Below are 3,781 nucleotides of genomic sequence, written 5' to 3'. Positions count from 1 at the left end.
TTCCGGCCAGCGATGCTTTGGAANACGTTTCGCGAACGGTCTTGTTTTGTTTGCGGCGATTCCCGTGACAGAAGCGATAGAAGCTGCGCATAGGGCGGGGATGCTGAACGCGATCTTCCGACTTTATTAGAGGCGGGTTTGGGTCTCGCAACAATGGCGGCAGAAAGCCAGTTCTTGTTCAGGTCAACTATGGTTTTCGCGTTTCCATCGACATCAATCTAATGCATGATCGTATCGACGTGACGATGACCGATCTGTCGAAGAAACTGATCAGGTTGACCTCAATCAAAATCCAGATCACGGCTATCGATTGGCTCGGACAAGCGGATGGTCGCCTCTTCGGACGGCGACCACTGAATTTAACGACACCAGAAGACCGCGACAGTCTTGTCTCCGGCTGAATGCTGGTGCGTTTGACACATAGTGAGTAGAGCCATGCATATCGCCGACGCCCAGATTCACCTCTGGACCAACAACCTCGCTCCACAGCGCCACAGGAAGGCGCCTTTATCGATCGAGGGCGCCCTCAGAGAAATGGGCGCCGCGGGCGTCCAGACTGCTGTAGTGCACCCGCCGAACTGGGACCCGAACTCGAACGCATATGCCGTCCAGGCGGCGCTGGCGCATCCCTCCCGGTTCGCCACCCTCGGCTGGTTTCCCTTGGACGAGACTAGGTCCGAGGACAGCGTCGAACGTCTGATGGCGATGCCCGGCATGAAGGGGATGCGCGTGCCCTTCCAATGGGGCTGTTTATTCTACCGCAGCATATCGACATCGTCCGCGCATTGCCACCCGTTACCCGCGCATGCGCCTTTTGATTGATCATATGGGTGTGCCGCCCTTCGTAAAGTTGCCGGAGGCCGCGGTTTGCGTCGCGGCACTTCTGCGTCTCGCATCGCTGCCGAACGTCGCGGTCAAGGCCACCGCTGTGCCAGGCTTCGCCTCGGACACCTATCCGTTCGCGAGTACGCACCATTTACTGCGGCAGGTGTTCGATGCTTTCGGTACCGAACGGATGTTCTGGGGCACGGATATCGCCCGGCTGAATGTGTCTTGGCTCGAATGCGTTGACCTTTTCGTCACGGAACTGGATTGGCTTCAAGGAGCAAACCTGGATGCGATGATGGGTGGAGCGCTGCGTGACTGGATAGGCTGGACCTGAAGTTAGCCATCAGTGGAAATCAACACCGAAGCGTTCGCTAGAAACAAAATTGCTGGCGTCAGAATTTCGCCCGTATCACAGCGCGCGAATGGCTTCAAGACGGTCCATAACGCCGTTATCCCACCGGCTTGGCATAGCTTGGTCGAAGGTTCGAATTGGTTCAAGGCGCAGAGCGCATTCGGCGACAGGCCATCGCTCATTGCGATTGGTGCCACATCAGCCAGAAAAAGTAGGGTGTACCGACGAGTGCAGCCAGTGTGCCAGCGGGTATCTCATACGGAAACAGGAGATTTCGGCCGAGCCAGTCAGCTGAAACCATGACGAATGCTCCGAGAACCGCCGACATAGCGAGTTGAGAAAGTACGGTTCTGCCGCCGGTCATCCTGGCGAGATGGGGAGCAATCAAACCGACGAAGCTCAAAGGCCCGATCGTCAGAACCGCTGTTCCGGTAAGCAGCGACGCGATAAACAGTAGTGTCAGGCGGCTTGTACCGACATTCACCCCGATCTGGCGCGCCGTCACATTTCCCAACGGCAATATCACAAGCCAGCGCAGGGTAAGAGGGAGGATCGCTGCCACGCCAAGGGCGACGCTTGCCAAGGCGAGGACATCGAAAGTCGTGACCGAATAGGTTGAGCCGGCAAGCCATGACAGCAGGCCGGTGAGTCTCGGATCAAATCGCACGGTGATGGCTGACAACAGCGCGCCAAATACAGTCCCAAGGGCTACACCAGTCAGCAACATCCGCTCCGGAGACGCCGATGCGTTTCTCGCGAGCGCGAAGCTCAGGGCCAGGGTCAGGAAGGCCCCACTGCTTGCGGCAGAAATTTTCAGCGCATGGCCCGACGCTGGATCAAACAGAAATAGCAAGGCTACTCCCAAGCCAGCGCCAGAACTTATCCCGAGAATTTCCGGACTGGCCATCGCATTGCCGGTGATCCTCTGGATGATAGCGCCCGCCACAGCGAGCATCGCTCCTGCAATTGCGGAGGCAGTGACACGAGGCCAACGCCACTCAAAGCCGGCATTTCCATCGGAAACGCCCTGCCAGACCCAGCCATCAAGGCCCCGCGCAAATAAAAGCGACGCCCATATTAGAATGACCAGCAGCACGACCCATAAGGCGAATGTAATGTACGGAATCTTGCTGACATTGCGCCTTGCAAGGGAGGCTCCGGCGTCGCCAAGGTTCGCGCCGCGAAGTCGCGGCAGCATCCAGAGCAGGAGGGCGCCACCGAATATGGCCGTCAAGACACCGGTCGGCAGCTCGTTGCCTAGCAGTGGATTGATCTGCGTGGTCTGATCAGCGAGCCAGAGAAGAATGCTTCCCAGGAGGGGCGTCGCGACCACCCGTTGCCTGAATGTCCTGAAGCCCGCGAGCCGCGCAATCGTCGGTGCCGCTATGCCAACAAACCCGATCACGCCCACCGCAGCGATGGTGACGGAAGCCAGCACGACCGCAAGCAGCAATCCGGTTAACCGAACCGCGACCACCGGCACGCCCAGACTGCGGCCGCCATGCTCTTCCAGTGCAAGCAATTCCAGGGGACGGATCAACAGAATGGCCAGTAAAGCGCATATCAACAGCACAGGTGCCAAGTAGCCTGATGCGTCCCAACCGAGATTGAGCAGCGAGCCGGTATTCCAGAGAAAGACGCTCCGCAGTTCTTCGTGGAAGAACAGCGCCAGCACGGAATTGATCCCACCACAAAACAAGCCGACGACAAGGCCGGCCAGGATCAGCCGCAGCGGTGAGGCGAGGCTACGCGATGCCAGCGCAAGCGTCAGACACATAGCCGCAGCCGCGCCTGCGCACGCAACCGGCACAGGCGGCAAGGCCAGCGAAGGAACGAGCAAGGCCGAGGCTTTCAGGGCGAGTGCCGCACCCGCCGATACGCCGGTTGTTGACGGCTCGGCCAGTGGATTGCGCAGGACCTGCTGGAAAATCAGGCCGGAAAGCGACAAGGATGCGCCGGCCAGTAGGCTTGCGGCTATGCGCGGAAGGGTGATGAAATGCACGATCATCTGGCCAGGAATTTCGAAATCCGGCACTAGTAACGCTTGCGACCACGCCGATAGAGGGATGTCCAGCCAAATGTGATAGAGGCTTAGAAGGGCGGCCAAGGCTCCGGGAATGCAAAAGAATGCAAAGGAAAAGATAGAACGCCTTTTGCGTCGCGTTTCAGGTTGCGGATAGATGATGTCGTTCCTCCAATGCCTGTGTGAGGAGCCGGGCAATTCTATCCGCTTCGGGAAGTCCGCCGAACAGCCAGCTGCGGGGTAGGACCACGAGTTGCCGGCGTCGAACGAAGCCGAAACTGTTCCAGAGCGGATTGTTGCTCAACGGCGCAGGCACCGGGCCGAAATGGATGACGATCGTGTCGGCTAGCGCACCCAGATCTCGCATTGTCACCGGCAGCCAGCCCCAGGTGTCGCCGCTCTCCCGCACGGCATTTCTCAGCCCCAGATGTTCTTGGACATTGTGGACGAGGCTGGCAGTACCAAGCGTCCAGAAGTCGCGCGGCGTCGCCGCCCATAGGACCATCACTCTTTTGCCTTCGAATGGTTTCAGACGGGAGCGATGGGCATGCATGTGGTCTTCGAAACCGGCCATGTAA

5 protein-coding genes are annotated in these 3,781 nt (G+C 58.8%); 3 read left to right on the top strand and 2 right to left on the bottom strand.

Annotated elements, in window-relative coordinates:
- Positions 1-221 precede the first annotated feature (221 nt).
- The 3 genes from PDO_RS28305 to PDO_RS11165 are packed head-to-tail and all read left to right on the top strand — an operon-like array spanning position 222 to position 1,162.
- Positions 222-401, top strand: coding sequence for a hypothetical protein (locus PDO_RS28305; protein ID WP_037073506.1), 180 nt, complete (start codon positions 222-224; stop codon positions 399-401).
- A 34-nt stretch (positions 402-435) separates the two neighbouring features.
- Positions 436-822: an amidohydrolase family protein gene (locus tag PDO_RS11170; protein ID WP_007601904.1), complete on the top strand. Its 387-nt coding sequence runs from the start codon at positions 436-438 to the stop codon at positions 820-822.
- A complete protein-coding gene (locus PDO_RS11165; protein ID WP_007601902.1) occupies positions 806-1,162 on the top strand; it encodes an amidohydrolase family protein in 357 nt (118 codons plus the stop codon). Before PDO_RS11170 ends, PDO_RS11165 begins: the two co-directional genes overlap by 17 nt.
- A gap of 196 nt (positions 1,163-1,358) precedes the next feature.
- On the opposite strand, the gene fhuB is transcribed toward PDO_RS11165, so the two are convergent.
- Positions 1,359-3,401 carry a Fe(3+)-hydroxamate ABC transporter permease FhuB gene (fhuB, locus tag PDO_RS11160; protein ID WP_280113368.1) on the bottom strand — a complete coding sequence of 681 codons (2,043 nt, stop codon included), beginning with the start codon at positions 3,399-3,401 and terminating at the stop codon, positions 1,359-1,361.
- On the bottom strand, positions 3,346-3,781 hold a 436-nt coding region (locus tag PDO_RS28300; protein WP_007601898.1), incomplete at its 5' end, for a TroA family protein. The genes fhuB and PDO_RS28300, both read right to left, overlap by 56 nt.

The sequence above is a fragment of the Rhizobium sp. PDO1-076 genome, from assembly GCF_000247475.1.
In the GTDB taxonomy this organism is placed as follows: domain Bacteria; phylum Pseudomonadota; class Alphaproteobacteria; order Rhizobiales; family Rhizobiaceae; genus Allorhizobium.
Note: the sequence above shows the minus strand (reverse complement) of the source record. Positions and strands in the feature narration are given on the sequence as shown.

Coding starts and splice junctions, on each gene's coding strand:
- PDO_RS11170 (WP_007601904.1), top strand. CDS start 436: ATGCATATCGCCGACGCCCAGATTCACCTCTGGACCAACAACCTCGCT.
- PDO_RS11165 (WP_007601902.1), top strand. CDS start 806: ATGCGCCTTTTGATTGATCATATGGGTGTGCCGCCCTTCGTAAAGTTG.
- PDO_RS28305 (WP_037073506.1), top strand. CDS start 222: ATGCATGATCGTATCGACGTGACGATGACCGATCTGTCGAAGAAACTG.